This is a genomic window from Xanthomonas hawaiiensis (assembly GCF_031834635.1).
Classification (GTDB): domain Bacteria; phylum Pseudomonadota; class Gammaproteobacteria; order Xanthomonadales; family Xanthomonadaceae; genus Xanthomonas_A; species Xanthomonas_A sacchari.
This window is the reverse complement of sequence record NZ_CP115873.1, coordinates 66,100-90,450: the sequence shown is the minus strand read 5'-3', so window position 1 is coordinate 90,450 and position 24,351 is coordinate 66,100. Positions and strand designations below refer to the sequence as shown.

The following is a 24,351-nucleotide window of genomic DNA, read 5'->3' as shown; positions in this document are numbered from 1 at the left end:
AGCGCGCCAATCCGCGCAACTTCGCAAGCCCATTGCGCGGCGGCGCGCCTACCATCGTGGCTATTCCTTTTCCGGAGCGTCGACCATGGACACCGCACCGCGCCGCGTCGAACACCAGCAGACCGACAAGGGCTACGTGCCGGTCTACACCACGTCCGTGGTGACTCAGCCATGGGACAGCTACAGCGCCGACGACCACGCCACCTGGGGCACGCTGTACACGCGCCAGCGCGAGTTGCTGGTCGGCCGCGCCTGCGACGAATTCCTGCAGGCGCAGGACGCGATGGGCATGACCCCGCACGCGATACCGCGCTTCGACGACCTCAACGCGGTGCTGCAGGCGACCACCGGCTGGACCCTGGTCGGCGTCGAAGGGCTGCTGCCGGAACTGGACTTCTTCGACCACCTGGCCAACCGCCGCTTCCCGGTGACCTGGTGGATCCGCCGTCCCGAGCAGATCGACTACATCGCCGAGCCGGACCTGTTCCACGACCTGTTCGGCCACGTGCCGTTGCTGATGAACCCGTTGTTCGCCGACTACATTCAGGCCTACGGCCGAGGCGGGGTGAAGGCGCACGCCATCGGCCCGGACGCGCTGCAGAACCTGACCCGGCTGTACTGGTACACGGTGGAGTTCGGCCTGATCGACACGGCCGACGGCCTGCGCATCTACGGCGCCGGCATCGTGTCCTCCAAAGGCGAATCGCTGTACTCGCTGGAATCGGACGCGCCCAACCGCATCGGCTTCGACCTGCAGCGGATCATGCGCACACGCTACCGCATCGACACCTACCAGAAGACCTACTTCGTCATCGACAGCTTCGAACAGCTGATGCAGGCGACCTCGCCGGACTTCACCCCGATCTATGCGGCACTGGCCGACCAGGCGCATCTGCCAGCCGGCCAGGTGCAGGCGCAGGACCGCGTGTTCCATGCCGGCAGCGGCGAAGGCTGGGCGGACGGCGGCGACGTGTGAGGTGCGGCAGTGCCCGTCTCCGCCACGCCTGACGGAGACGGGGCATGGCGCCGGGTCAGTCGGTGCCGTACTTCGGGTTGTAGGGCCCGTACAACAAGCCGCCAGGATGGCCGGCGGACAGCAGACGCTGGCTGGCCACGTTCCCCATCTGATGCCCTTGGTCGGTGACCTGGTTGACGACCTGATTGATCGCAGCCGTCACCAACATCCCGACCAGGCCGCCCCCGGCGTTGCTCTGGTTTTCGCCGCTCGACGCCTGCGCCTGGCCCTGCCACAGCACCGTCCCGGTACGCAGATCCACCAGCTTGGCGTTGGCTGAAACCACCACCACGCTGTTGATGATCTGATACACGGCACCGTATTTTTCCACGGTGATGTACAGGGCCGCGTCGGCTCCGAAGATCTCGCGCAGCTTCTCCGGCGCGACCGCCTGCGCCTCGTCAGCCACCGTGATGCCGTTCTGCTTGAAGGTCTCGTAGACCGGCGCCACCGGCATCACGTAGTAGCCCGCTTCGGCCAGCGGCAACGTGGTCACCGACAGCACGCTCAGGCTGGCGTTGATGTCCGGGGCATGACTGACCGGCGGCAGGACCAGGATCGACCGCGGCTTGCTGGCCTTGTACGCGCTGTAATCGCGCGACATCGGCTGCGTCGCGCAGGCGCTCAGCAGCAGACCGAGCACGGCCACGCAGGCCATTCTTGCGACGTTTTTCATTGCGCGCTCCTCGCGTTGCTGGCGTTCTTCAACAACAGATCGATGTATGTGCCGGACTCGGGGTACTGCGCCTTCTCGGCGAGGAGCTCCTGCTGCGCTTTGGCACCGTTGCCGGTTTCGGCGTACAGCATGCCCAGATGCGCCTGCAGTCCCGGCGGCGGCCTGCGGTTGGCGGCCTGCATCACCTGCAGGTCCTTTTCCAGCGCCTGGATCTGCTGTTCCGGGCTGCCGCCCTTGAAGTGGCTGTAGACCTGGTCCTGGTAGCTGCCCCACTGGTAGAGCGAGGCGCTCTGATGGGCGCAGCCGACCAGCGCGAGCATCGCGCAGGCGCCGAGCCAGATCCGCGTACGGACATTGAGGGTGTTCATGTGCGAGGGTCCGTTGCGGCTCACTTGACCGGCTTCCAGGCGCCGGAGTCGATCGCGGCGGTGAGATTGTTGACAGCCTCGCGGATCGCCAGATCCAGGACTTTGCCGTTGAGCGTGGAGTCGTAGCTGGAGGTCCCGCCGAAACCGACCACCTCGCGGTTGGACAAGGTGTACTCGCCGCCGCCCTGCACCGAATACACCACTTCGGACGTCGCGCTATCGACCACGTTCAGGCTGACCTTGGCATAGGCCTGCTGCTGCTTGCCGCGGCCGAGAATGCCGAACAGCTGCGTATCGCCGGTCTCCTTGCGGCCGAACTCGGTCACATCGCCCGTCACCACGTAATCGGCGCCCTTGAGTTGCTGCGACTGTCCCTTGATCTGCGCTTCCTGCTTGATCTCGCCCATGTTGTCGCGATCCAGCACACGGAAACGATTGGTCTGCTGCAGATGGGTGATCAGGATGGTCTTGGCCTGGCTGCCCAGACGATCGGCGCCGTCGGAAAACAGGCCGCGCATGAAGGACGAGCGGTTGTCGAACTTGCCCACCGCGATCGGCGCCCGCGCGCCGGCATAGGGAACGCTCGCCGCTGCCACTGTCTGCGGCCTGACGCTCTGGTGGGTTTCGGTCGCGCAAGCCGCCAGGCCCAACGCAAGCGCCAACCCCATGGTCCCCTTGATCACACTGTCCTTCATCGATTACCCCTTGTTGATACAGCTACGAAAAAACCAATCGCCGGCGGCTCCGTCCTTGCCCAGCGTCGCTGCATGCGACAGGCATGCGCGGTGCGTGCGGACCACGCGATCCGGGCCATCGGCGAGAGCAGGAAAACGGGCGCTGCAGAAAAGTGATGTCGCTCCATGACCATCCTGCGCAGGGCAGGGAAAGAAAAATCCATGTCGTCCCGCGACGCAGCGGGACCCAGCTAGGTGATGGGTATCGGCGGCACCAGGTGAAACTTTAGAGATTTTTTTGCGGGCGCATCGCAATGCAGGCGTGCACGGGCCGCGTTGCCTCGGTCGCCGGACCTGGATGCTGCGCCATCGCGCTGCGGCACACTGCACCGCCAGAGATCGGCCAGTACACAGCGGAGAATCGGCAATGCGCCGATCCCGGGGCCACCGACGGCGACCCTACGCTGCACAGCGAGCGAGATCGGTGCGCCACGACGCGGCCACCCCGGATTTCCGGACGCTCCCGCCCAACGCATGTTGGCGTTCCTGTGCGTCGGGAGAATCCTCATGCTCATTTATGTCGGCCTGGACGGCGATCAGGCGGATCAGCGCGGCGCCAAGCTGAAAGCCTTGCAATCCCACTTCGGCGAAACCCAATCGCATGCGCTGACCCTGCTCGACGCGGCCTCGCTATCGCCCAGCAACAAGACGCGCGGCAAGCGCCTGGTGATCAATTCGCACGGCAACGTCAACGTCTTCGCCGGGCTTGCACCGGAGGCATTCCTGCAGCAACTGCTGGCCAAGGGACTGGGCAAGGAGTCGTTCGAGGAGATCGTGCTGATGGCCTGCCAGGTCGGCGCGCAGAGCCAGACCAACTCCATCGCCAACAACTTCGCCAAGGACCTGAAGCGCTTGCTGGTCGGCCACGGCGTCCTCGCCAAGCTGTACGCGCCGCGCGGCACGCTGACCTACCTCGTGCGCACCGAGCAGAAGCTGGGCCAGACGTTCTACGTGGTGGACAGCATGCATATCGCCTGCCCGGAGCGGAACTATCCGCTGGCGGAAGGCCTGCTGCTGGTGCAGTAGGTCCGCGTGCAAACGCCCCGCAGGTGCGGGGCGTTTGACGGGAAAGCAACCGGGGCGCGCCCGCCCGGGTATCTCGGCGACCTCAGGCCGCCGCAGCGTCGGCCTTGCCCAGCACGCCGGCGACGAAGGCGCGCAGTTCGGCGTCCTTGGCGTTGTCGAAGAAGCACTGCTGGAAGCGCGGGCCGCCCACGGCCTGCTTGACCAGTTCCGGGTCCAGCGCGCGCAGGCCGTCCAGGTAGGACTTGGCCAGGGCCTGCTTGACCTGGGTCAGGATGCCGGCGTTGGCCTGCTGCGATTCGCGGCGCTCGGCCGGGTAGCCCATGCCGCGCTCGCCGCTGAAGGCCTTCTCGAAGATATAGCGCACGTTGATCTCCGCGCCCCAGCCGTAGCCCTTGGCGAAGGCCAGCGCCAGCGCGTTGCCGTTGTTGACCTGGGCGAACAGGTAGGCGTCGGTCGGCTCGATGCAGTAGCCGCAGAACACGCCCGGGTGCGCGTTGAGCGACATCATCGCGCCCTGGCCGGTGCCGCAGCCGGCGACCACGAAGTCCACCGCGCCGGCATTGAGCAGCAGGCCGGCGCAGATGCCCAGGTGGATGTAGGTCAGGCGGTGGTCGGCGTCGCCGTCCATGCCGACGTTGAACACGCTGTGGCCCTGCGCGGTGGCGACGTCGTTGAGCTGTTGCAGGATCACCGGGTTCTTGGCGGCCTGGCTGAACTCGTTCATTAGGGCGATTTTCATGGGGGGTCCTTTGGGTGGGGATTTGTTTGGTTGGGATAATTCGGCGGTGGTCGCACCCTCATCCGCCCTTACGGGCACCTTCTCCCGGAGGGAGAAGGGAGTTGGCCACGCGCTCTGGTTAGCGGGCGAGCCAGCCGCCATCGACCGGGATCACGGTGCCGTTGACGTAGTCCGAGGCGCTGCTGGCCAGGAACACCGCGGTGCCGCCCAGGTCTTCCGGCACGCCCCAGCGGCCGGCCGGGATGCGGTCCAGGATCGCCTGGTTGCGCGCGGCGTCGGCGCGCAGCTGCGCGGTGTTGTCGGTGGCCATGTAGCCCGGGGCGATGGCGTTGATGTTGACGCCCTTGGCGCCCCACTCGTTGGCCAGCAGGCGGGTGATGCCGGCGATGCCGGACTTGCTGGCGGTGTAGGAGGGCACGCGGATGCCGCCCTGGAACGACAGCATCGAGGCGATGTTGATGATCTTGCCGCTGCCCTGGGCGATGAAGTGGCGGCCGGCGGCCTGGCACATGAAGAACGCGGACTTGATGTTGACGTTCATGACGTCGTCCCAGTCCTGCTCGCTGAAGTCCACCGCATCGGCGCGGCGGATCAACCCGGCGTTGTTGACCAGGATGTCGAGGCGGCCGAGGCCGGCCAGGGTCTCGTCGAGGATGCGCTGCACCGGCTCGATGCTGATCAGGTTGGCCTCGATGGCAACGAAGCGCCGGCCCAGCGCGGTGACCTTGGCCTCGGTCTCGGTGGGCGCGGCGATGCCGGCGGCGGCGATGTCGGCGCCGGCCTGCGCCAGCGCCACGGCGATGCCCTGGCCGAGGCCGGTGTTGGCGCCGGTGACCAGGGCGACCTTGCCTTCGAGACTGAACGGGTGGGTCATTGCATGGACTCCTTGAGGGACTGCGGACGACGGGAATGGGAGCGGCGCGCGGGACGGCGGCCTACTTGAGCTGGCAGATGTCCAGCACTTGCATGTCGGTGTAGTCGAGGTTCTCGCCGCCCATCGCCCAGATGAAGGCGTAGTTGGCGGTACCGGCACCCATGTGGATCGACCACGGCGGCGACACCACGGCCTCGTTGTTCTGCACCACGATGTGGCGCTGCGCGTCCGGCTCGCCCATGAAGTGGTAGACGCGGTCGTTGGCGCCGAGGTCGAAGTAGAAATAGACCTCGCTGCGGCGGTCGTGCAGGTGCGGCGGCATGGTGTTCCAGACGCTGCCCGGCTTGAGCACGGTCAGGCCCAGCAGCAGCTGCGAGGACTGGCAGGTGGCCGGCACGATGTACTGGTAGATGGTGCGCTCGTTGCTCGTCTCCAGTGCGCCGCGGTCCAGCGCCACCGCCTCGGCGATCGACAGCCGCTTGGTGGCAAAGCGCGCATGCGCCGGGGTAGAAGCCAGGTAGAACTGCGCTGGCGTGGCCGCGTCGTCGGAGGCGAACACCACCTCGGCGCTGCCCATCGCCACGTACAGCCCGTCCTTCGGGCCCAGCGGATACGCGGTGCCGTCGACGGTGACGGTGCCGCTGCCGGCGCCGACGTTGATCACGCCCAGCTCGCGCCGCTCCAGGAACGGGTGACAGGCGGCCGAGGCCGGCTCGGTCTGCGCCGGCAGCGTCAGCGCCCGCGTGCGCGGGGCCGCGCCGCCGAGCACGAAGCGCTCGTAGTGGGTGTACTTCAGGGTCACCGCGTCGTCCACGAACAGGCCGTCGAGCAGGTACAGGTCGCGCAACTGGTCGTTGCTGGCGCCCTTGATCGCGCCGGGATGGGTGGCGTAGTGAGTCTTGCAGTACAGGGACATAGGCCTCTCCAATGCAGGCGACGGCATGCGGCAGCCCGCCACGGAGGACAGTCTAGCGGGTCTGGTAAACCGGTGTCATTCCGCAGTGCACGAAGGGCGGGGATTCGGGATGAAGGCACTGCGCCGCGGGGGCGGCGCAGCGGCTCAGCGCGGCAGCGGCTGGCCGACGTCGATGCGGTTGCCGTCGGGGTCGGCGAAGACGAAGCAGCGCAGGCCGAAGTCGGCGTCGCGGATCGCCTTGATGATGCGCACGCCCTGCGCCTGCAGGCTGTCGTACAGGGCCGCGGCGTCGTCGACCATCAGGTGGGCGACGTTGCTGGTGCTGCCACGGTGGTCGGGACGCAGTGTCAGGTGCAGTTCGGCGTCGTCCTTCTTCAGGATCACGAAGCCGACCGGGCTGCCGTTCTGGAACACGCTGTGGAAGCCCAGCCGTTCCGTGTAGAAGGCGACGGCACGGGGGATGTCGGCGACGGGCACGGTCGGCGCCAGGCGGCCGAAACGGACCGCGGCGGCGGCAGGGACGGGGGACGACATGGCGCAGTTCCTCGCAGGAAGGCCGCGTGGATCCGCGCGGACGGTGCCGGAACGGAGCGGGCCTTCGATGGGCGGAGCGGTGTCCGCACGGTCGCCGGGCAGTCTACACCGGCGGCGCCGCGCTCAGTCTTCCGGCGGCTGGCAGGAATCGCGCACGATCAGGTGCGGACGCACGCTGGCCACCGCCAGCGACGGCGTGCCCTCGGGCTGGATCAGCATCGCCGCGGCGGTGCGGCCGGTGTCGCGGGTGTGCCGGCGCACCGAGGTCAGCGACGGCCACAGCCGCGAGGCCAGCGGGCTGTCGTCGTAGCCGATGATCGAGAGCTGGCGCGGGATGTTGATGTTGGCGCGCAGGGCGACCTTGTACACGCCGGCGGCCATTTCGTCGTTGCCGGTGAAGATCGCGCTGGGCCGCTGCTTGCCCAGCAGCAGCTTTTCCGCCGCGGCCACGCCCGATTCGAAGGTGTAGCCGGCCTCGACGATGCGCGCCGGCGGCAGTTCGATGCCGCGCCGGGTCAGCGCGTCGATGAAGCCGGCGGTGCGCTCGTGCGCGGAGCGGTAGGCGCTGGGACCGGTGATCAGGGCGATGTCGCGATGGCCCAGCGACAGCAGGTAGTCGGCGGCCTCGGCGGCGCCGTCGCGGTCGTGGGTGACCACCATCTGCGAGGTGTCGTCCAGCGGCAGCGAGGCGATGCGGGTGTAGCGCACGCCGATACCGGCGAGCATGTCGGCCAGGGCCTGGTCCTCGGAGGCGCGCGGCACCAGGATCACCCCGTGCAGCTTCTGCTGCTGCACGAAGCGGCGCACGCCCTCGATGTAGCCGGGGCTGCGGCTGTCGCAGGGGTGCACCACCAGTTCGAAGCTGGAGCCGCGCAGCGCGTCCAGCGCGCCGTACTGCATGTCCACGATGTACTGCGCGGTGGGGTTGTCGTAGACCATGCCGATCAGGAACGAGCGGCGGAACGCCAGCCCGCGCGCCAGCGGATCCGGCGCGTAGCCGACCTCGCGCATCAGCGCCTCGACCTTCTCGCGGGTGTCTTTGCGCACCAGCGGCGAGTTGTTGATGATGCGCGACACGGTCTTCTTCGACACCCCGGACAGGCGCGCGATGTCGTTGATCGTCGCGGCCTTGCCGTGGGCGGAAGCGGGAGCATCGGCGGGGCGGGGCTTGTTCGGCGCCATGGACGGAAAACCGGACGAAAGAGAGGGGATTCTACTGGGTGTCATGCTCGCTCCAGCGTACGGTCACGGAACCGGCGTACACGCAGCGCATCGGCGCCGACCCGACCGGCCTGGCGCCGGTGTCGACGCCAGGCGCCTGCCGCGGCCGGAACGGCAGGCGTGTCACGCTGGCGGCCCGCCATGACGCGACCCGGCGCCGCCTGCCCGGCTCAGGCGCGCAGCGCGCGCGGCAGCCACAGCGACAGTTCCGGGAAGAACGCCACGATCAGCAGCACGCACAGCGCCGCCAGCCAGAACGGCCAGATGGTGCGCATGCTCTGGGCCACGGTGATCTGCCCGATCGAGGTGCCGATGAACAGCACCGAGCCCACCGGCGGGGTGATCAGGCCGATGCCGCCGGCCAGCACCATCACCAGGCCGAAATGGATCGGGTCGATGCCGTAGGCCTTGGCCACCGGCAGGAAGATCGGCGTGCAGATCAGGATCTTGGGCGCCAGGTCCATGAACATGCCCAGCAGCAGCAGCATCACCACGATCATCAGCAGCACGGTGTGCTGGCTGTGGGCGATGGACTGCAGGAAGTGCACCGCCGCCGCCGGCACCTGCAGGTAGGCCAGCAGCCAGCCGAACACCGCCGCGGTGGCGATCACGAACAGGATCACCCCGGTGGTGCGCGCGGCATGCGTCACCGCGCCGAAGAACTCGGCCCAGCGCAGTTGCCGGTACAGCAGCGCGGTGACCAGCAGCGCGTACACCACTGCGATCGCCGCGCTCTCCACCGCGGTGAAGATGCCGGCGCGGATGCCGACGAAGATCAGCGCGACCAGGCCCAGGCCCGGCAGCGCGCCGACCAGGCGCAGCGCCACCGCGCGCCAGCCCGGGAACGCCTCGGTGCCGTAGCCGCGCGAGCGCGCCACCGCGTAGCCGGTGAGCATCATCGCCGCGGTCATCAGCAGCGCCGGGACGATGCCGGCGGCGAACAGGTCGGCGATCGACAGCCCGCCGCCGGCCGCGGCCGAGAACAGGATCAGGTTGTGCGAGGGCGGCACCAACAGCGCCACCAGCGCCGCGGTCATGCTCACGTTGACCGCGTAGTCGCGGTCGTAGCCGCGGTTGATCATCTGCGGAATCATGGTGCCGCCGACCGCCGAGACGTCGGCGATGGCCGAGCCGGACACGCCGCCGAAGAACAGCGAGGACAGCACGCTGACCTGGCCGAGGCCGCCGCGCATGCGCCCCACCAGCGAGGACGCCAGCGCGATCAGGCGGTCGGAGATGCCGCCGCGCAGCATCAGTTCGCCGGCGAAGATGAACAACGGGATCGCGATCAGCGACGCCGAGCCACTACCGGCGGAGATCTGCTGCACCAGCACCACCGCCGGCAGGTCCAGATACAGCAGCGTGGCCAGCGCCGCCGCGCCCAGCGCATACGCCACCGGCACGCCGATCAGCAGCAGCACCACGAACAATCCCAACAGGATGGCGATGGCCATGCTCAGTTCCTCCCCACGGTGGTGCCCGGGCGCAACACCCGCCAGGCCTGGTACAGCGCGAACACGCTCATCAGCGCGCCGCCGATCGACAGCGGCAGGTAGTTGATGCTCTGCGGCATCTGCGCGCCGGCGATCTTGATGTCCAGCCCGTCCAGCAGCAGCACCGCGCCCCACCACGCGATCACCGCGCCGATGGCGGCCACCAGCAGCGGGCGCAGCAGGTCGATGACGCGGCGCAGGGTGGCGTGCAGCGTCTCGGCCAGCAGGAAGAAGCCGAAGTGGCGGCGCGTGTGCACGCCGGCGGCGGCGCCCAGGCTCATCGCCGTGCTCAGCAGCAGCAGCGTCACCGGCTCGGTCCAGCTCGGCGAGTCGTTCAGCACGTAGCGGGTGAACACCTGCCAGCCCTGCACCACCACCAGCCCGAGCAGGGCGGCGGCGGCGATGCCGATGGCGAGGTTGGCGATGCGGTCCAGCAGCCGCTGCAGCGGCGGCACCGGGAGGGCGGGATCGTGGTCGGTCATCGGCATGGGCTCAGGCGAAATCGCGGATGCGGCGGTACAGGGCTTCGATCTCCGGCTGCTGCCGGTACTCGGCCAGCAGCGGCGCGGCGGCCTTGCGGAAGGCCGGCATGTCCACTTCGTTGATGGCCACGCCGTAGTCGATCACCTGCTGCCGCGCCTGCGCCTCGGAGGCGTCCCACAGCCGGCGCATCACCGTCACCGACTGCCGCGCGGTCTCCAGCACCAGCGCGCGCGCGTCCGGCGCCAGCGACTCGAAGCTGCGCCGCGACATCACCAGCACGTCCGGCGCGTAGGAGTGGTCGCTCTGCGACCAGTAGTGCGCGGCCTCGAAGTGGCGGCTGGACTGGAAGCTGCGCATATTGTTCTCGGCGCCGTCGATCATGTGCGTCTCCATCGCCGAGAAGGTCTCGCCCAGCGACATCGGCGTCGGGTTGGCGCCGAGCATGCGCATCAGCTTGAGGAAGATGTCCGAGTTCGCTACGCGCAGCTTGAGTCCATGCAGGTCCTTGGGCTGCCGCAGCGGATGCTTGGTGTTGTAGAAGCAGCGCGCGCCGGAGTCGTAGATCGCCAGCCCCACCAGGTCGCGCTGTTCGAAACTGCGCAGGATGCTGTCGCCGACGTGGCCGTCGATCGCGCGGCGCAGGTGCGCCACCGAGTCGAACACGTACGGCAGGCACAGCGCCTGGGTCAGCGGGAAGGTGTTGTTCAGTGCGCCGGAATACACGCGGGTGATGTCGATGGCGCCGAAGCGCGCCATGTCGATCGCCTCCGCCTCGCGGCCGAGCTGGCCGGAGTGGTACTGGCGCAGGCGCAGGCGGCCGCCGGTCTGCTGCTCCAGGGTCTGCCCGAACCAGCGCACCGCCTCCACGGTGGGATAGTCGGCCACGTGCACGTCGGTGGCGGTGAGCAGGCGGGTGTCGCCGCGCTGCGCCAGCGCGCCCAGCGGCACGCCGGCCGCGGCCGCCGCGGTCAGGCCCGCACCCAGGAATCGTCTACGAGTGATCATGCTGCGCCCTCCCGCGCGTCGTGGTCGGCGCGCAGCCTAGGCTGCGACCGCCCTGCAATGCAGTTCGCCGTAGCCGTCGAAGCGGATCGTCGCCTGCTGGCCGATGGCGATGTCGTGGATGCCGGTGGCGTTGCCGGTGGCGATCAGCTCGCCGCGCCGCAGCGGCCGGCCGCGCCTGGCCGAGCGCGCCAGCGCGAAGGCGAACGCCGCGCGCAGCCCGCCCGGCAGCAGGGTGGCGCCGCCCGTGCCCACGCACTGGCCCTCGATCCAGGTCTCGGCGCGCAGTGCGGTCTCGTCCAGCGCGGTCCAGTCCGGCACCTGCGGCCCCAGCAGCAGGCCGTTGTTGTTGCCGAAATCGGAGATCACCACGCGCGGCCCCAGTTGGTTGATCGTGGCCAGCGGGCTGCTCGCCACCTCGACCCCGACGAACAGCGTCGCCGGCACCTGTGCGGCCTGCTCCGCGGTCCAGTGCAACTGGTCGGCCGGCACGTCGGCGTCCAGGCGCAGCACGTACTCGGCCTCGACCGCGCCGAAGCCGCCATCGAACACCGGAATGTCGGTTGTTCCACCGGTGGCATTCCACAGCGCAGCGGCGAAGATCGGGCCGAGCAGACGCTCGTCCCCGGAGTGGTCGCGGCGCTCGGGGGCGATGTAGCCGACCTTCCAGCCGACCACACGGTCCGGCCATTGCGCGATCGCCAGGTCCTGCACGCGGTAGGCGGTCTCCAGATCGTCGGGGATGACACCGGGGAAATCGGGCAGCGCGCGGCCCTGGCGGCGGGCCTGGACGAAGCGGGCCGCGATGTCGGCCAACGCGGGCGGTGGCGTCTGCGACGGGCCGGAAGGAAGGCTCAAGGGCATCTCCGCATGGAAGGTGGGGGATCGGAATTGCTGCGCCGCGCATCGACAGCGCGTTGCGCCGTTGTATATGGTAAACCGGTGTCATTGGCAATGTGCGGTGCGGCAAAGCGCTGGGAATCGAGAGCGGGGAATCGGGAATCGGTAGAAGCCAAAGGCCATAGCAACCACAACGGCAACGGCGGTGCCGCACGGTGTCGCAGACTGAGCGCCCATGCCACGACCGGCGAGGAACCAATGAAACTGCAGCCATTTCACGAAGAGGCGTGCCACGCGGATCTGCAACGCGCAGCAAGCGCGCGGCCGCCGGTCGCTGTTGCCCGCCGTCCCGGAACGCGCGCCTGGACCGCAGTGCTGGCCGTGGCCGGCGCGCTGTGCTGTGCGTTTTCTCCCGGCGCGGCCATGGCGGGCGAGCGGCCGGCCAGCGAGAGCGCCGCCGAGCTGGCGGCGCGGCTGCCGCTGTGGTCCGGTCCGGCACCGGGGTCGACGGCAGGGCCCGAGCAAGCGCACCTGGTCGAGCGCAGCGACGACCCGGCCCTGCCCGACCGCGCGCTCAGCGGCCGTTACCAGCCCTACCTGGTGGTGTACCGGCCGAAGCACCCGAACGGCAGCGCGCTGCTGGTGGCGCCCGGCGGCGGCTACGCGCGCGTGGTACTGGACAAGGAAGGCACGGCACTGGTGCCGATCTTCGCCGAACAGGCAGGCATTACCCTATTCGTGCTGCGTTACCGTCTCCCCGATGCGGCCGCCGATGGCGCCGCGGCGCGCGACCAGCCGTTGGCCGATGCGCAGCGCGCGCTGCGCCTGATCCGCGCGCATGCCGCCGACTACGGCGTGGACCCGCACCGCATCGGCGCGATCGGCTTTTCCGCTGGCGGCCACGTCGCCGCCAGCCTAGGCACCCGCTACGACGACGTGGTGTATCCGGCGCGCGATGCGATCGACGGCGTCAGCGCGCGGCCGGACTTCCTGTTGTTGCTGTATCCGGTCATCGACATGGGCAGCGGCACCGCAGCGCACACCGGCTCGCGGCTGCGGCTGCTCGGCCGCCACCCGGACGCGGCGACCATGGCCGCCTACTCGCTGCAGAACCGCGTGCACGCCGGCATGCCGCCGACCTTCCTGGTGCAGGCGCAGGACGACCCGGTGGTGTCGGTGGAGAACAGCCTGCTGTTCTACCAAGCGCTGCGCCAGGCGGGCATACCGGCCGAACTGCACCTGTTCGCACACGGCGGCCATGGCTTCGGTGTCCGCGGCATCGCCGGCCTGCCGCTGGCGGCGTGGCCGCAACTGGCACTGAGCTGGATGCGCAACGTGCAGGACGATCCACGTGCCCGCGCGCCGGTCCCGCCGCCGGCGGGGGGAAAGTGAGCCACGCGGCCTGCGCGCCGTGGGCTGCCGCGCCAGGCGATCGCACTGCCACGCCGCACACGCGTCCCCGATCGCCTCATCCGGAGTCCATCCACGCATGACCGCCCGCCCTCGCCTGCCCGCCCCGCATCCCACCGCGCCCGCCACGGCCGCACCCGACGACCAGGGTCGCCGCCGTTTCCTGCGCGACAGTGCGCTCGGCGCGTTGGCCGTCAGTGGCGCGCTGCCCGGTCTCGCGACCGCGGCGGTGCCGACGCCGGCGGCACCGCTGGCGCGCACCCGCAGCGGCCGCATCCGCGGCGTGCGCGAGCAGGGCGTGTACGCGTTCAAGGGCATTCCCTACGGCGCCGACACCGCGCCGCAGCGTTTCCAGCCGGCACTGCAGGAACGGCCCTGGCACGGCGTGCGCGACTGCAGCGCCTACGGCGCATCGGCGCCACAGCGCGGCTCCGAGCCGGTCAGCGAGGACTGCCTGTTCCTCAACGTCTGGACACCCGGCCTGCGCGACGGCGCGCGTCGCCCGATCCTGTTCTACATCCACGGCGGCGCCTACAACAACGGCTCCGGCAGCGACCCGCTGTACGACGGCGTGCGCCTGTGCCAGCGCGGCGACGTGGTGGTGGTCAGCGTCAATCATCGCCTCAACGCCTTCGGCTATCTGTACCTGGCGCCGTTCGGGGGCGAGGCCTATGCCGCCTCCGGCAACGTCGGCCAGCTCGACCTGGTGCAGGCGCTGCAGTGGGTGCGCGCGCACGCGGCCGAGTTCGGCGGCGATGCCGGCAACGTCACCGTGTTCGGCCAGTCCGGCGGCGGCGCCAAGATCGCCACGCTGATGGCGATGCCGGCCGCGCAGGGCCTGTTCCACCGCGCCTGGACGATGAGCGGGCAGCAGGTCACCGCCGCCGGGCCACGTGCCGCCAGCCAGCGCACGCAGTTGCTGCTGCAGGCCCTGCAGCTGGCGCCCTCGCAACTGGACGCGCTGCGCACGCTGCCGCTGCAACGCGTGCTCGAGGCCACGCGCATCCGCGATCCATCGCGCGCCGAGGACACCGCGCTGTACCTGGGCCCGGTGCTGGATGCGCAGGTACTGCACCGGCATCCGTTCTGGCCGGACGCGCCGCCGCAGTCGGCGCGCATCCCGATGGTGATCGGCAACACCCACGACGAGACCCGCGCCTTCCTCGGCCACGACCCGGCCAACTTCGCACTGAGCTGGGACGCCTTGCCGGACAAGCTGGCGCAGGAGCAGTACGTGGACCTGTCGCCGCAGGTAGTGATCGCCGAGTACCGGCGGCTGTATCCGCACTACACGCCGAGCGAGGTGTTCTTCGCCGCCACCACCGCCGGCCGCTCCTGGCGCGGCGCGGTGGAGGAAGCCGAAGCGCGCGCGCGGCAGGGCGCACCGACCTGGGTCTACCAGCTCGACTGGGGCTCGCCGCTGGACGGCGGCAAGTTCGGCGCCTTCCACACCCTGGACATCCCGCTGGTGTTCGACAACATCCGCCAGCCGGGTTCGCGCACCGGCGACGGCGCCGACGCACAGCGCATGGCCGATGCGATGAGCGCGGCGCTGCTGGCCTTCGCCCGCCACGGCGACCCCAACCACGCCGGCCTGCCACGCTGGGAACCGTATTCGCTGGGCCAGCGCGAAACAATGCTGTTCGATACCGACAGCCGCTTGGCGCACGACCCGCGTGGGGGCGAACGGCGGCTGTATGCGCAGGTGCCGTTCGTGCAGCGCGGGACGTTCTGAGGCCTTATCCAGCCGATCACGGCTCGCTGCGTTCGCGGCCGTGGACGAAACACCTGTGCGTGCCCGTCGAAGGCAGAAGCGCGCTTCCCAGGTCGGTGGGTGTGCGGCGTCGGGACTGAAGTCCCTCCCACAATGGCGGCGGCTGCGGCGGCGTCAGTCGCGAGGGCTGCTGCGCCGGATCACTGCGCTACCAACCGGTGTCCTCGGCCAGCACCACGCGGTTGCCGACGGCGCGCGCGGCGTCCAGCAAGGCCTCGGCGCGCTGCATCAGCGTGGCCGGCGTGTCCTCGGGCGTGGCCAGCAGCGCACCCACGCTGACCGTCAGCGCCTGCGCATCCGCCGCGTCCTGCGCGATCGCCATCACCTCGACCATGTCGCGCAGCGCCGGCGCCACCTGGCGCAGGTGCGCGCCGCTGGCGTCGTACAGCACCAGCGCGAAGCGGTTGGCGCCGATGCGCATGGCCACGTCCAGCGGTCGCAGCAGGCATTGCATGGCCTCGGCCACCTCCAGCACCGCACGGTCGCCGGCGCCGGCACCGGCGCGCTGCACCAGGGCGGCGAATCCGTCCAGTTCGACCAGGATCAGCGCCAGGCCGCGCTGCAGGCGCCCGCGCTCGGCCAGCGCCACCGCCAGGTGTTCGTCGAAACGGCGGCGGTCGCCCAGGCCGGTGAGGGCATCGCGCAAGGCCTCGTCGTCGCGCACGCGACGCTGCAGGAACCCTTCGCGGCGCGAGTGTTCGCGCAGGTAGCCGCCGACTGCGCCGACCGGCACCGCCGTCCACAGCAACCATTGCAGCCGCAGGTAGGCGTCCCGGGCCGCGCCGTCCAGCAGCAGGTGGCCGGCGGCGGCGCTGATCGCGCACAGCAGCAGGGCCACCGCCACGCTCTGCCACAGCGCCAGGCCCAGCGGGAAGAAGCCGGCCACCAGCACCAGGGTCATCACCGCCGCCGCGTAGCGCAGTTCCTGCGGCGGGTAGCCGATGCTCGACAGCACCAGCCCGGTCCCGCCGACCAGCAGCAGCAGCGCGGCGAGGCCGGGACCGTGCGTGTCGGCGCGGTGGATCGCCGCCGCCACCCACAGCAGCGCCAGCAGGGTCGCCGCGCGCACCGCGATCGCATAGCCGAGCAGGCCGCCACCGCCGCGCCAGCCGAAATGCACCGCATCCCAGCCCAACAGCAGCAGCGCGATCAACACGCCCAACGAGGCCGCCACGCGCTGCGCGAAGCCCAGCGTGGTGGCGGTGTAATGGCGGTACGCCCGTTCCAGCGGAGGATCGAAACGCAGCGCGGCGAATCCCTTGCGCAGTTGCGCCGCGTAGGCCTCGCCCGGCGGCGTGTCGTGTGGCTCCTGGTAACGCTCGTGCATGCAGTCCCCTGTCGACGGCAGCGCGGCGCGAAGTGCGGAGCAGGTCACATCAGGTCGTGCAACCCGACTCCATTTCGTGCGGACGCTGCGGTGCCCACGTCGAGACCATGAAAAAGCACCGGCGCGCGATTGTCCACTTTCGCAGCGATCGATTGCGTGACAGCGGCACCCTACTGCGCCGCATGGCGCGCCCTGTGGCGCGTCAGCGCGGCGGCGGAAACGCCCACACGCTGTACGGATCGCCGCCCTGCCCACGACGGTACGCAGCGCGCGCCATCTGCCAATAGGCCCAGGCCAACACCAGCGCGCAGGCATCGATCGCAAGCAGCGTGCCGCTGCTCCACGGCGCTACCCAGCCGGCGGCGCCGCGCAATCCGGCCAGCGGCACCAGCGCGGTCAGCGCCGCGCAGGCCAGCAGCAGTTCGTAGGCGCCGCGGGCGGTCGGCCGCAACAGTGCCCAGGCCACGCCGAGCGCGAACACCGCGTAGTACGCGCCACGCTCCATCCCCGGCGGCAACAGGCGCGCGGCCACGAACAGCGCCGACACCCCGGCCACGCAGCCCAGGCACACGCCAGTGGTCAACCGCGCCATCACGTGGGTACGCAATGGCTGCGCGACCTGGCGGCGCTTGCGCCGCGCTTCCACCCACAGCAGGTTGCCGCTGTAGAACAGGAATGCGCCGCCCAGCCCGAGCAGGAAGTACAGCCACTGCAGCGGCCAGCGCCCGTAGTTGCCGAAGTGCAGGGTCTGCAGGCCGCGCAGCGCGGCCACACCTGGCGACATGGTCTGCGGCGACAGCACCCGCAGCACGGCGCCGTCGGCCGCGCGCAGCGCCACGCCGCCGAGGTTGTTGAGCTGGCGCTGGTCCTGGTGGCCGTAGAGTTCCACCTGCGCGTTGGCGTCGCCGGCGTCGTGGAAGGACAGGCTCTCCGGCACGAAGCCGGGATTGGCCGCGCGCGCCCGCGCCACCAGCTCGGCCACCGGCAGCATCGGTGCGGCCACATGCGCGGGCTGCACGTGCGGGGCCAGTTCGAAGTCCGGCTGCAGCACCTGCATCAGCTTGCCGTCGAACACCAGGTACTGGAACGGCGCCAGCAGCAGCACGCCCAGGGTCAGCACCGCGCCGGACCAGGCGAAGATCACGTGGAACGGCAGCGACAACATGCCGATGGCGTTGTGCGCGTCCTGCCACAGGCGCTTGACGTTGCGGCCGCGGCGCAGTGCGAACAGGTCCTTGAGCAGCACCGGCGCGTACAGCACCACGCCGCTGACCAAGGCCAGCCCGTACAGCAGGCAGACCACGCCGAACAGATAGGTGCCGAAGGTGCGCGGCAGCCCGGCGGTGAAATGCAGGTCGTACAGGAAATCGACGAAGCCGCTGCGCTGCGGCAGTTGCACCGGTTGCCCATCGGCGCCGGGCTGGAACTGCACCATGCCGCCGAAGGCCTGCTGTGCGGCCGGCCCGAACGCATAGAGCTGCGGCAACGCGCGGCCTTCGCCGGGCAGCATCAGCGTGTAGGACTCGGCCAGCGCCGGATGCCGCGCCAGCACCGCATCGGCCAGCGCCTGCGCGGCCTGCTCCGGCGGCAGCGTCGGGGCATGCATCGCCGGCGGCCGCGGCCACTGCTCCAGGTCGTGGGTGAACACGTTGATCGCCCCGGCGTAGAAGGCGATGAACAAAGCCATGCCGGCGAGCAGGCCCATCCAGCTGTGCGCCGACAGGAACTGGCGCAAGGTCGCGGCCTTCATGGCGTCACCTGCACGAGATGGCCGGCCTTGAGCAGGAACAGCGCCACGTAGCACAGCACGGTCGCACCGCCCAGCCACAGCCACGCGCGCGCGCCACTGCGGAACACGAAGGCCAGCGACATCGCGCCGACCCATACCGGGAACACCAGCAGCAGCCAGGGCAGCGTATGCACCTGCAGATTGCCCGGCCACAGCAGCACGCACAAGCCGATGACGCCCACCGCCAGCGGCAGGCCCAGCACGATCGCCGCCAGCCACCTAGCCCACATCGCCAGCCCCTCGATGCAGTTGCCGCCACGCATCCAGATACGGCAAGGCCACCGCCGCCAGCATCGTCGCGCTCAGCGCAGCGAAGACGCCGGCCCACACGCCCAGCGCCGCGATCGCCGCGCCCAGTGCCGCCACGCACAGCAGCGTGCCGGCCACGCGCAGCGCGCGCGCGTGCCGGCGCCAGGCCGGGCGCAGCCGCTGGTGTGCTGTAGCCAGGTAGAACGCCAGCGCCGCCAGCGCGGCGGCCAGCAGATAGCCGGCGGTGGCCAAGGCATCCATCACCAGCGTGCCTCGAAGCCGATGCCGACCACGCGCGGCGCGCCCAGGATCGCGACCGGATCGGTGGCCCATCGATACTGCACGTACTGCCGGTCGAGCAGGTTGTTGGCGAAGATCCACGCGCTCCAGTCCAGGGTCTCGTAGCCGAACTTGGCGTTGACCACGGTGCGCGACGCCAGCTGCACGGCGCCGGCGCCGATATCGGTGTACACGCGGTCGCGGAAGCTGGCGTTGAGGTTGGCCAGCCAGCCGTCGGCGAAGCGCCAGTTGCCGCCCAGCGCCGCGGTCCAGTGCGGCGCGTAGGCGAACTCGCGGCCGGCGTAGTCGATGACCGAGGCGCCGGCGATGGTGGCGAAGCTGTCGTAGCGGGTGCGCGCATAGCCCAGCGAGCCGTACCAGTCGAAGGCTTCGCTGGGGCGGTGACTGGCCTCCAGCTCGGCGCCGTACAGATGCGCGCGGCCGGCGTTGACGGTGTTGAAGTCGAAGCTGTTGAGGCCGAAGTAGGCGGTGGTCTGCTTGTCCTTCCAATCGATGTAGTAGGCGTTGGCGTTGAGGGTCAGGCGCCGGTCCAGCCACTGCGAGCGCAGCGCGGCCTCGTAGTTCCAGGTGTATTCCGGATCGTAGGGGAAGGCCTGGCTGCGCGCCGAGTTGAAGCTGGAGCCGCCGGAGCGGTAGCCGCGCTGCACCACCAGGCTGGCCGACAGGTCCGGACTCCAGTCGTAGCGCACGCCGAGCTTGGGCAGCAGCGCGTCGAAGTCGCGCGTGTTCCACGCCACCTCGCCGTTGGCCGAGCGCACGATGCCGGCCACGCCCTGGTTGATCGCGACGATGGCCCGATACAACGCGGTGCCGCTGGCGGCGAAGGCGGCCGGGTCGGGATAGCGGCCGGCGAACGCAGCCCTGGTGTCGGAGGCCATGGCGTAGCGCTGGCGGTCGTAGCGCAGGCCACCGAGCAGCGAGAAGCCGCTGCCGACCTGCCACTGGCCATCGGCGAACAGCGCGCGGTTGCTGGAGCGGGTCGGGCTGGCGCTGACGTAGTCGACCGGAATCACCGGCAGCGCCTGCGCGTAGCGGGTGGCGATCGCGGTGGCGGTGGCGGCCGGAAAGCCGGCGCTGCGCAGCAGGCCGGCGATAGTGGTGGTCGGCGTGGCGACGTTGTTCAGCAGTTGCGCGTCGTTGTCTTCCACGTGCCTTGCCCAGTACGCGCCGAGCAGGCCCTGCACCGCGGTGCCGGCGTAGTGCAGGCGCAGTTCCTGCGAGGCGGTGGTGTCGTCGAGCTGGCGCCGCGCGTAGCCGGCATTGTCCGGGCCATGGTCCATGTCCCAGATGCTGGACGAGGTGACCTTGTTCCAGGCGCTGACCGAGGACAGCGACCAGGCGGCGGAGAGCGCGTAGTCGGCCTGCAGAGTGACGATATCGCTGTCGCTGCGGGTGCGGTCCGGGGTGTTGTTGGTGGTATAGCCGTGCGCGAAATAGTCGGGCAGATCGGTGCGCACGTAGCTGTACATGTACGGGCCGGTGCGGTGCGAGCGGGTATAGCCCAGTTGCACCTTCAGCCCGGCGATCGCCGACGGCGTCCACAGCAGCTTGCCGCGGTAGATCGCCGAGACCTGTGCGTCGTCGGCGGCCTGACGGGTGAGGTTCCAGGTGTAGCCGTCGAAGCTGCGCTGCTCCACCGAGGCGCGGAACGCCAGTTCGTCAGCGACGATCGGGCCGCCGACCGCACCGGCCACGCTGCGGTCGGACGGATCGGAGGCCAGCACCCGCAGCTTGCCCTGCCAGTCCATGGTCGGCTCGGCACTGCGCAGGACGATCGCGCCGGCCAGGGCATTCTCGCCCTGCAGGGTGGACTGCGGGCCGCGCAGGACTTCCACCTGCTGCAGGTCCCACAGGCTCAGCGGCGCCCAGCTGATCGCTTTCCACGGCAGCGCGGCGCCGTCCAGGTAGATGGTGGCCAGCGGCGCATCGCTGCCGCCGTCGATGTTGCGGATGCCGCGGATGCTGAAACCGGCGTCGCCATAGGTCTGGGCCATGTTGGCGGTGCGGTTGAACACCTCGTAGGCGTTCTGCAGGTTCTCCTGCTCGATGCGCGCTTCGGTGGTGACGGCGACCGAGCTGGTCGTGTCCTGCACGCTGCGGCCGCTCTTCTCGCCGGTGACGACGATCTGGTCGAGGGTGGTGGGATCGGGGGGAGGCGCGGCCTCGGCGCTAGTGGCGCGCGTTGTGGGCGCCCAGCCCAGCAGGATGGACACGACAGACAAGGACAACACCGATCGCGCGACGCGCATGCACCACTCCCCCCGAAAGACGCACGGTTGAAGGCATGGCGGCGGCTGTGCCCGGCTGCCGGACGCGGCAGCGCTGGGCGCGGACTTTAGCAGAGCGGGGGCGGGGGCGCTATGGGATTTGGGATGGGTGGCGGGTTTGCTCGGGCTGCGGGGTTGGGTCGCGGGCGGTCGCGGCGGTCGTAGGAGCGGCTTTAGCCGCGACCGGGCTTTACCGCGAAGGTCGCGGCTGAAGCCGCTCCTACGGTTGTTCTTGTCCAGCGCTCTGGCTTGAAGCAAGAGCAAAGGCTTTCGCCTGGCGGCGAGTTACTTTTCTTTGCTCGCGCAAAGAAAAGGTAACCAAAAGAAAGCGCGCCCTGCCTCGCGCCCTCCGCGCTGCGCGCTCCGGGTCCGCGTCCATCACGGGGATCCGCGGAAGGGGCATCCTGCCCCTGCCGCGGATCCCCGCGATGGCCGCCGCTTCGGAAGGGGACCCGGTAAATCAAGAGCTAAAGCCAAGGCCAAGCAACGGCAACGGCAACGGCAACGGCAACGGCAACGGCTATGGCTATGGCTATGGTTACAGCCTCGGCAACTTATGCTGCCAAACGCAAACGGGCGGAAGGGCTTTCGCCCTCCCGCCCGCTGGCGCCTGCGTGTGCTGCCGGCGCGTATGCTGCAATGCCTGCGATCAGTGCCAGTGCAGGTTGAACGAGACGCCGACGATGCGCGGTTCGTTGTACACGGCCGCCATGTAGTTCTCGATCACGCCCTTGAGGTTCTTCTCGTTGGTGATGTTGCGGGCGAACGCCGCCACTTCCCATGCGCCGTAATTGCCGGTGTAGCCCAGCTTGAGGCCGCCCTCGAAGTTGCCGTTGGAGGTGAACTCGGTGCTGTCGTACAGCACGAAGCTGGTGTAGCCCTGCTTGTTCCAGTCGGTGGCGACGAAGAAGGCGCCGCCGTCGTTGACCGGGATGTCGTAGCGTGCGGCCAGATTGACGTTGTACTTGGGCGCGTTCGGCAGCGGGTTGCCGTCGATCTGGGCGAAGGTGTTGCTGCCGATGCGGATGGTCGGATCCTTCACCGTGCACACCACCACGCCGTTCAGGCCGCACACCTGCGCGTACACGCGCTTGTCCTGGATCTCGCTGTGCAGCAGGCTCAGGCCGGCGGTCAGCGACAGGTTGGGGATCGGGCGCCAGTCCAGGTCCGCTTCCATGCCATAGGCCTTGGCCTTGTCGGCATTGAACAGCACGCCGTTGCCGTTGGAGTCGTTGCCGTTGAGCTGGATGTCGTCGACGGTGTAGGTGAAGCCGGTGACGTTCAGGCGCAGACGGTTGTCGAACAGGTTGCTCTTGATGCCCGCTTCCCACGACAGGATGGTTTCCGAATCGGCGGTGGTGAAGTCGGAATTGAACACCGCCGAACGGCCCTGGATGGTCGGGCCGCGGAAGCCGCGGGCGACCTTCGCGTACACGTTGACGTTCGGGTTGATCTCGTACATCGCGCTCAGGTCCCAGCTCGGCTGGGTGTCGGCCAGGCGCACGTCGCGGCGGCCCTTGTAGGTGACCACGCCGGCTGCGGTGTCGGCGGTCTTGAGCAGCTTGGTCTCCTTGCTGTCGCGGGTCTGGCGCACGCCGGCGGTCAGGGTCAGCGCGTCGGTGACCTTGTAGGTCAGCTGGCCGAAGCCGGCCCAGGAGGTGTTGCTGTTGTGCAGGCGTACCCAGTTGTTGGGATTGCGCGCGGCGGTCTGCAGGAAGTAGGCGCGCTGGTAGAAATCAGTGGTGTCCTTGCCATCGAAGTAGAACGCGCCGGCCTGCCACTGCAGCGGGGCGTCGCCTTCGCTGGCCAGGCGCAGTTCCTGGGTGTACTGGTCCAGGTCGCGCACCTGGCCCATCGACTGGCCGTAGCCGTTGGGCACGCCGTTGACCGGGAAGTTGGCCGCAGCGCCGCCATCGGTGTCGCCGCGGCTGTAGCCGGAGGTGGTCTCGTAGGCGCTGATCGAGGTCAGCGACACGCCGCCGAAGTCGTAGATCGCCTTCAGCGAGGCGCCGTGGGTCTTGTACGCCTGCGGGTTGTCGTGGGCCTCGTCGTAGGCGACCTGGTCACGCGGCACGTCGACCTTGTTGGAACCCTTGGTCAGCGCGCCGCGCAGGAACAGGGTGGAGGTACCGTCGTAGTCGCGGGTATGGAACGAACCCAGCAGCGAGAGGTTCTCGCTCGGCTTCAGCAGCAGCTGCAGGCGCGCGTTGCGGTCGTCGTAGCCGCCCATCGCGTCCTTCTTCGGGGTGACCGTGCCATCGGCGCTGGGCCCGCTGTAGGTGTTGTCCACCCAGTCGTCGCGGTGCTGGTACAGGGTGGACACGCGGAACGAGAGCACGTCGTTGATCGGGCCGCCGATGCCGCCGTCGACCGAGACCGTGTTGTAGCTGCCGTAGCTGGCGGTGACCCGGCCGGTGTAGTCGTCGCTGGGCTTGATGCTGTCGAACTTGACGATGCCGGCGGTGGTGTTGCGGCCGAACAGCGAGCCCTGCGGGCCGCGCAGCACTTCCACCTGGTCCACGTCGTAGACCGGGTTGGACTTCAGCACCACGTGTTCCAGCACCACATCGTCCTGGATGATCGACACCGGCTGCGAGGCGCCGAGGTAGAAGTCGATGTTGCCCAGGCCGCGGATGTAGAAGCGCGGGAAGATGCGGCCGGTGGTGGTCTCGGCGTAGAAGCTGGGCACGCGGCCGGACAGCGCCAGCAGGGTGTCGTCGCCGCCGGCGGTGAAGTCGCGCATCGCCTCGCCCTGCACCACGCCCACCGACACCGGCACGTCCTGCAGGTTCTGCTCGCGGTGCTCGGCGGTGACGATGATGGTGTCCAGCGAGGTCGCCGCATCGCCATTGCCGGCGGCATTGGCCGGGCGGGTCTCGCTGCCGGCCAGCGACGGCGCGCTGTCCTGCGCGGCGGCGGCGGCGGCGACCGAGGCCAGCACCAGGGCGGCGCAGGCCTGCGCCAGGCGGGTACGGGCCGGCGCGGCGCGCGCGGTCAGCGGCCGCGGGGAGAGAGAGGAGAGCAGCATGTCGGATCCTTGTGAGCGCGCAGAATCGAGTCCGTTCGGCTTGCGCAGCAGCCCGCGACGGCATGCGCCATACGATGGCGCAGCGCGGCACGATATGTCGTCTGTGTTGCACCGCCATTGCAATGGCAGCGCAGGACGCACGAGGCGACGGCGCGTGACCGTCCGACGTCGCGCAAAGCCGCTGCAGCGGACATCCGCGGACCTGCATGCACCCGCCACATGGTCGGCTCTGCACGTCACGACGCCGTGCAGAACCCCGGCCACGGCCGATCGACTTGGCGCAGCC

Annotated in this window: 22 protein-coding genes; 4 read left to right on the top strand and 18 right to left on the bottom strand. The window is 69.5% G+C overall.

Annotated features, from left to right (window positions below):
• Window positions 1–85: 85 nt before the first annotated feature.
• Entirely contained in the window at window positions 86–976 is an 891-nt protein-coding gene (gene phhA, locus PG878_RS00445) for a phenylalanine 4-monooxygenase (RefSeq protein ID WP_209029937.1), read from the top strand.
• A 55-nt stretch (window positions 977–1,031) separates the two neighbouring features.
• On the opposite strand, the gene PG878_RS00440 is transcribed toward phhA, so the two are convergent.
• The 3 genes from PG878_RS00440 to PG878_RS00430 are packed head-to-tail and all read right to left on the bottom strand — an operon-like array spanning window position 1,032 to window position 2,754.
• A complete protein-coding gene (locus tag PG878_RS00440) occupies window positions 1,032–1,691 on the bottom strand; it encodes a DUF799 domain-containing protein (RefSeq protein WP_311186005.1) in 660 nt (219 codons plus the stop codon).
• The gene (locus tag PG878_RS00435; protein ID WP_209029939.1) at window positions 1,688–2,059 is read right to left on the bottom strand and encodes a DUF4810 domain-containing protein; all 372 of its coding nucleotides are present in this window, start codon (window positions 2,057–2,059) and stop codon (window positions 1,688–1,690) included. The genes PG878_RS00440 and PG878_RS00435 overlap by 4 nt, the downstream gene beginning before the upstream one ends.
• Before the next feature lie 20 nt (window positions 2,060–2,079).
• A complete protein-coding gene (locus tag PG878_RS00430) occupies window positions 2,080–2,754 on the bottom strand; it encodes a CsgG/HfaB family protein (protein ID WP_209029940.1) in 675 nt (224 codons plus the stop codon).
• 546 nt (window positions 2,755–3,300) lie between these two features.
• Between PG878_RS00430 and PG878_RS00425 the strand changes: the two genes are divergently transcribed.
• On the top strand, window positions 3,301–3,819 hold the full coding sequence (locus PG878_RS00425; RefSeq protein WP_209029941.1) for a hypothetical protein: 519 nt from the start codon (window positions 3,301–3,303) through the stop codon (window positions 3,817–3,819).
• A gap of 82 nt (window positions 3,820–3,901) precedes the next feature.
• On the opposite strand, the gene PG878_RS00420 is transcribed toward PG878_RS00425, so the two are convergent.
• The 9 genes from PG878_RS00420 to PG878_RS00380 form a co-directional block, all read right to left on the bottom strand.
• Window positions 3,902–4,558, bottom strand: a complete 657-nt coding sequence (locus tag PG878_RS00420) for an RpiB/LacA/LacB family sugar-phosphate isomerase (protein ID WP_209029942.1) — start codon at window positions 4,556–4,558, stop codon at window positions 3,902–3,904.
• A 118-nt stretch (window positions 4,559–4,676) separates the two neighbouring features.
• Entirely contained in the window at window positions 4,677–5,432 is a 756-nt protein-coding gene (kduD, locus tag PG878_RS00415) for a 2-dehydro-3-deoxy-D-gluconate 5-dehydrogenase KduD (RefSeq protein WP_010343054.1), read from the bottom strand.
• A 61-nt stretch (window positions 5,433–5,493) separates the two neighbouring features.
• Window positions 5,494–6,348: a 5-dehydro-4-deoxy-D-glucuronate isomerase gene (gene kduI, locus PG878_RS00410; RefSeq protein ID WP_209029943.1), complete on the bottom strand. Its 855-nt coding sequence runs from the start codon at window positions 6,346–6,348 to the stop codon at window positions 5,494–5,496.
• 144 nt (window positions 6,349–6,492) lie between these two features.
• Window positions 6,493–6,882: a VOC family protein gene (locus PG878_RS00405; RefSeq protein WP_209029944.1), complete on the bottom strand. Its 390-nt coding sequence runs from the start codon at window positions 6,880–6,882 to the stop codon at window positions 6,493–6,495.
• 123 nt (window positions 6,883–7,005) lie between these two features.
• A complete protein-coding gene (locus PG878_RS00400) occupies window positions 7,006–8,064 on the bottom strand; it encodes a LacI family DNA-binding transcriptional regulator (RefSeq protein ID WP_010343057.1) in 1,059 nt (352 codons plus the stop codon).
• Between the two features lie 209 nt (window positions 8,065–8,273).
• Window positions 8,274–9,557, bottom strand: coding sequence for a TRAP transporter large permease (locus PG878_RS00395; protein ID WP_209029945.1), 1,284 nt, complete (start codon window positions 9,555–9,557; stop codon window positions 8,274–8,276).
• A 2-nt stretch (window positions 9,558–9,559) separates the two neighbouring features.
• Window positions 9,560–10,078 (bottom strand): TRAP transporter small permease, encoded by a 519-nt coding sequence (locus PG878_RS00390; RefSeq protein WP_209029946.1) that lies wholly within the window; start codon window positions 10,076–10,078, stop codon window positions 9,560–9,562.
• A 10-nt stretch (window positions 10,079–10,088) separates the two neighbouring features.
• Complete coding sequence (locus PG878_RS00385) at window positions 10,089–11,084, bottom strand: TRAP transporter substrate-binding protein (RefSeq protein WP_209029947.1); 996 nt, start codon at window positions 11,082–11,084, stop codon at window positions 10,089–10,091.
• A 36-nt stretch (window positions 11,085–11,120) separates the two neighbouring features.
• The gene (locus tag PG878_RS00380) at window positions 11,121–11,945 is read right to left on the bottom strand and encodes a 2-keto-4-pentenoate hydratase (protein WP_209029948.1); all 825 of its coding nucleotides are present in this window, start codon (window positions 11,943–11,945) and stop codon (window positions 11,121–11,123) included.
• Window positions 11,946–12,293: 348 nt separating this feature from the next.
• Between PG878_RS00380 and PG878_RS00375 the strand changes: the two genes are divergently transcribed.
• Window positions 12,294–13,313 (top strand): alpha/beta hydrolase, encoded by a 1,020-nt coding sequence (locus PG878_RS00375; protein ID WP_425611753.1) that lies wholly within the window; start codon window positions 12,294–12,296, stop codon window positions 13,311–13,313.
• A 97-nt stretch (window positions 13,314–13,410) separates the two neighbouring features.
• On the top strand, window positions 13,411–15,066 hold the full coding sequence (locus tag PG878_RS00370) for a carboxylesterase/lipase family protein (RefSeq protein WP_209029949.1): 1,656 nt from the start codon (window positions 13,411–13,413) through the stop codon (window positions 15,064–15,066).
• A 187-nt stretch (window positions 15,067–15,253) separates the two neighbouring features.
• Here the strand turns inward: PG878_RS00370 and PG878_RS00365 are convergent, their stop codons facing one another.
• The 6 genes from PG878_RS00365 to PG878_RS00340 form a co-directional block, all read right to left on the bottom strand.
• On the bottom strand, window positions 15,254–16,432 hold the full coding sequence (locus tag PG878_RS00365) for a GGDEF domain-containing protein (RefSeq protein WP_209029950.1): 1,179 nt from the start codon (window positions 16,430–16,432) through the stop codon (window positions 15,254–15,256).
• 202 nt (window positions 16,433–16,634) lie between these two features.
• Window positions 16,635–18,182, bottom strand: a complete 1,548-nt coding sequence (locus PG878_RS00360) for a PepSY-associated TM helix domain-containing protein (RefSeq protein ID WP_209029951.1) — start codon at window positions 18,180–18,182, stop codon at window positions 16,635–16,637.
• Window positions 18,179–18,451 carry a hypothetical protein gene (locus PG878_RS00355; protein ID WP_209029952.1) on the bottom strand — a complete coding sequence of 91 codons (273 nt, stop codon included), beginning with the start codon at window positions 18,449–18,451 and terminating at the stop codon, window positions 18,179–18,181. The genes PG878_RS00360 and PG878_RS00355 overlap by 4 nt, the downstream gene beginning before the upstream one ends.
• Window positions 18,441–18,731, bottom strand: a complete 291-nt coding sequence (locus PG878_RS00350) for a hypothetical protein (RefSeq protein ID WP_209029953.1) — start codon at window positions 18,729–18,731, stop codon at window positions 18,441–18,443. The genes PG878_RS00355 and PG878_RS00350 overlap by 11 nt, the downstream gene beginning before the upstream one ends.
• Window positions 18,731–20,983 (bottom strand): TonB-dependent receptor, encoded by a 2,253-nt coding sequence (locus PG878_RS00345; protein ID WP_311186055.1) that lies wholly within the window; start codon window positions 20,981–20,983, stop codon window positions 18,731–18,733. The genes PG878_RS00350 and PG878_RS00345 overlap by 1 nt, the downstream gene beginning before the upstream one ends.
• A 703-nt stretch (window positions 20,984–21,686) precedes the next feature.
• On the bottom strand, window positions 21,687–24,065 hold the full coding sequence (locus PG878_RS00340) for a TonB-dependent receptor (RefSeq protein ID WP_209029954.1): 2,379 nt from the start codon (window positions 24,063–24,065) through the stop codon (window positions 21,687–21,689).
• Window positions 24,066–24,351 lie beyond the last annotated feature (286 nt).

Coding starts and splice junctions, on each gene's coding strand:
- phhA (WP_209029937.1), top strand. CDS start 86: ATGGACACCGCACCGCGCCGCGTCGAACACCAGCAGACCGACAAGGGC.
- PG878_RS00425 (WP_209029941.1), top strand. CDS start 3,301: ATGCTCATTTATGTCGGCCTGGACGGCGATCAGGCGGATCAGCGCGGC.
- PG878_RS00370 (WP_209029949.1), top strand. CDS start 13,411: ATGACCGCCCGCCCTCGCCTGCCCGCCCCGCATCCCACCGCGCCCGCC.
- PG878_RS00355 (WP_209029952.1), bottom strand. CDS start 18,451: ATGTGGGCTAGGTGGCTGGCGGCGATCGTGCTGGGCCTGCCGCTGGCG.
- PG878_RS00420 (WP_209029942.1), bottom strand. CDS start 4,558: ATGAAAATCGCCCTAATGAACGAGTTCAGCCAGGCCGCCAAGAACCCG.
- PG878_RS00385 (WP_209029947.1), bottom strand. CDS start 11,084: ATGATCACTCGTAGACGATTCCTGGGTGCGGGCCTGACCGCGGCGGCC.
- PG878_RS00360 (WP_209029951.1), bottom strand. CDS start 18,182: ATGAAGGCCGCGACCTTGCGCCAGTTCCTGTCGGCGCACAGCTGGATG.
- PG878_RS00380 (WP_209029948.1), bottom strand. CDS start 11,945: ATGCCCTTGAGCCTTCCTTCCGGCCCGTCGCAGACGCCACCGCCCGCG.
- PG878_RS00430 (WP_209029940.1), bottom strand. CDS start 2,754: ATGAAGGACAGTGTGATCAAGGGGACCATGGGGTTGGCGCTTGCGTTG.
- PG878_RS00350 (WP_209029953.1), bottom strand. CDS start 18,731: ATGGATGCCTTGGCCACCGCCGGCTATCTGCTGGCCGCCGCGCTGGCG.
- PG878_RS00440 (WP_311186005.1), bottom strand. CDS start 1,691: ATGAAAAACGTCGCAAGAATGGCCTGCGTGGCCGTGCTCGGTCTGCTG.
- PG878_RS00365 (WP_209029950.1), bottom strand. CDS start 16,432: ATGCACGAGCGTTACCAGGAGCCACACGACACGCCGCCGGGCGAGGCC.
- PG878_RS00390 (WP_209029946.1), bottom strand. CDS start 10,078: ATGACCGACCACGATCCCGCCCTCCCGGTGCCGCCGCTGCAGCGGCTG.
- kduD (WP_010343054.1), bottom strand. CDS start 5,432: ATGACCCACCCGTTCAGTCTCGAAGGCAAGGTCGCCCTGGTCACCGGC.
- PG878_RS00340 (WP_209029954.1), bottom strand. CDS start 24,065: ATGCTGCTCTCCTCTCTCTCCCCGCGGCCGCTGACCGCGCGCGCCGCG.
- PG878_RS00435 (WP_209029939.1), bottom strand. CDS start 2,059: ATGAACACCCTCAATGTCCGTACGCGGATCTGGCTCGGCGCCTGCGCG.
- PG878_RS00400 (WP_010343057.1), bottom strand. CDS start 8,064: ATGGCGCCGAACAAGCCCCGCCCCGCCGATGCTCCCGCTTCCGCCCAC.
- PG878_RS00405 (WP_209029944.1), bottom strand. CDS start 6,882: ATGTCGTCCCCCGTCCCTGCCGCCGCCGCGGTCCGTTTCGGCCGCCTG.
- kduI (WP_209029943.1), bottom strand. CDS start 6,348: ATGTCCCTGTACTGCAAGACTCACTACGCCACCCATCCCGGCGCGATC.
- PG878_RS00395 (WP_209029945.1), bottom strand. CDS start 9,557: ATGGCCATCGCCATCCTGTTGGGATTGTTCGTGGTGCTGCTGCTGATC.